The 1,848-nt window shown below is 40.6% G+C and carries 1 protein-coding gene and 1 pseudogene; one reads left to right on the top strand and one right to left on the bottom strand.

Features of this window, described 5'->3' with window-relative positions; translation table 11 throughout:
- On the top strand, nucleotides 1–1,174 hold a 1,174-nt coding region (locus tag NL42_RS17750), incomplete at its 5' end, for an alpha/beta fold hydrolase (protein ID WP_461313760.1).
- Between the two features lie 65 nt (nucleotides 1,175–1,239).
- Here NL42_RS17750 and NL42_RS17745 read toward each other — a convergent pair.
- Nucleotides 1,240–1,332 (bottom strand): annotated as a pseudogene (locus NL42_RS17745) (hypothetical protein); the annotation flags it as partial.
- Nucleotides 1,333–1,848: the final 516 nt, after the last annotated feature.

Here is a 1,848-nt window from a genome sequence, read left to right as displayed (position 1 = left end):
TTTAAAAATTTTATTTAGTAGCGCTTGTTTGGTGTCTGGCTCTGCTATGGCTGCTCCAATTACAGATTTGAGTAAGCAAATTGTGAGCGACAAACCGGGTTCAATACTGTCTTTAGAGCGGCAAGATGTGACGGATTTATTTCCTCATGCTGATCAGCGGTTGTTGATCAATTATCGTAGTCGAGGTATTCAGGGCGAGCCCATTGTGACATCGGCTTTTATTTTATTACCTAAAGGCACACCGCCAAAAAATGGCTGGCCGATATTGGCTTGGGCGCATGGTACGACTGGAGTTGCTGATACTTGTGCACCTTCGGGTGATTATGTTGGTGGGCCAGTTCATTCATATCAAGAAGTTGCTTCTAAAGCTTTAGATGGTTGGCTTGCACGTGGCTATGCAGTTGTTGCACCTGATTATCAAGGTTTAGGTACACCGGGTGGGCATCCCTATATGAATGCAAAGAGCCAATTGCATACGGTGGTCGATGCAGTGCGTGCATTACATTTGCTTAAGCCCAAGAGTTTTAATAAACAGTGGTTGGTGATGGGACATAGTCAAGGCGGGGCTGCGGCAATTGCAGTGTCTGCCTATGGTCAAAAAGATGCGCCTGAACTGGATTTAAAAGGGGCAATTGCTCTTGCGCCAGGTGGCTATCAATATGAGGGCATCGCAGAATATGTGCGGAGTAATCCAAACCCAGAACCTAGTGTGGCAGCATTTTTCCCGATTGTGTTATTAGGAGCACAAGCAGCAGAACCAAGTATTGTTCCTGAAAATTTAGTCAGTCCAGAAATGAACGCAGTACTGACTCAAGGGCGCAGTCGTTGTTTATCTGAACTTCAATCTGATTTGAAGAAATCTCCTTCTAGCATATTTCGATCTGATGCTGATTTAAAACCTCTTTTGGCTTATCTAAAACAACAGTCCATTGAAAATCTGGTGCCTACCGTGCCATTAATGATTGTTCAGGGTTCTAAAGATCATTTAGTCGACTCTAGAGGGACATCTGCTTATTACCAGCAGCTATGTAAATTAAAAAAACCAACCATCTATCAAACGATTGATGGTGGAGATCATCGCGATGCATTACGCCAGAGCAATACTTTTGCCACTAAGTTTTTAAATGTAATAGAGAAAAACCAAAGTAAGTCGTATTGCTCGACTTCTAAGTAAATTGGTTTAAATGCTAAAAAAGCCGACTTTTCGTTAGTCGGCTTTTTATTTAAAAGGAGGTGACTTTAGGTCATGTTATACAGTCTTTCTTTAGGGAAAACTGCAGTAAAATCAGCCTTCATATTCACGTCCATTTTTGCGCCATTTTCCATCAGCACCTTTGTACCAGTCTGGGGCTACAGCTGGGCCTCGTGCTCCTGAGCCTTCTCGTGACTCATCTATATAATCAATTTTATCAATGTACACCGTATCTTCCCGGCCTTCATAAACTCTGCTGCGCAAAAGTATTGTACGGTGCTTCCAATCAATACTTTTAAGTTCTCCTTGTTCGCAACGTGCATTTATTGAACCACCAAAATGTCCCCAAACCATTAAATACTTGCCCATAGGGACGCGTCTTAATTGATCATCAATAGTATCTATATAAGGTTCTTCTTGGATTGGCTCAAGTGACTCAATTTTATCAAAAGAGATTAGTCCAATTGATTCACCTTCTATGAATACGCGAATTGATACAAGAATAGTCTGTTGATCTTTATCAATATGAAGAACTTTTACTTTTAATGATTCTCCACTTTTTAAACCGAGAATAAAGCAATCAGTTATTTCTGCATTATTCGATATTATTTCTACAGGGTTAATAGTCATTTAAGCCTCGCTTAATTATTATGTTA

The sequence above is a fragment of the Acinetobacter sp. GN11 genome (assembly GCF_054823985.1).
This window is presented reverse-complemented; position numbering and strand designations above follow the sequence as displayed.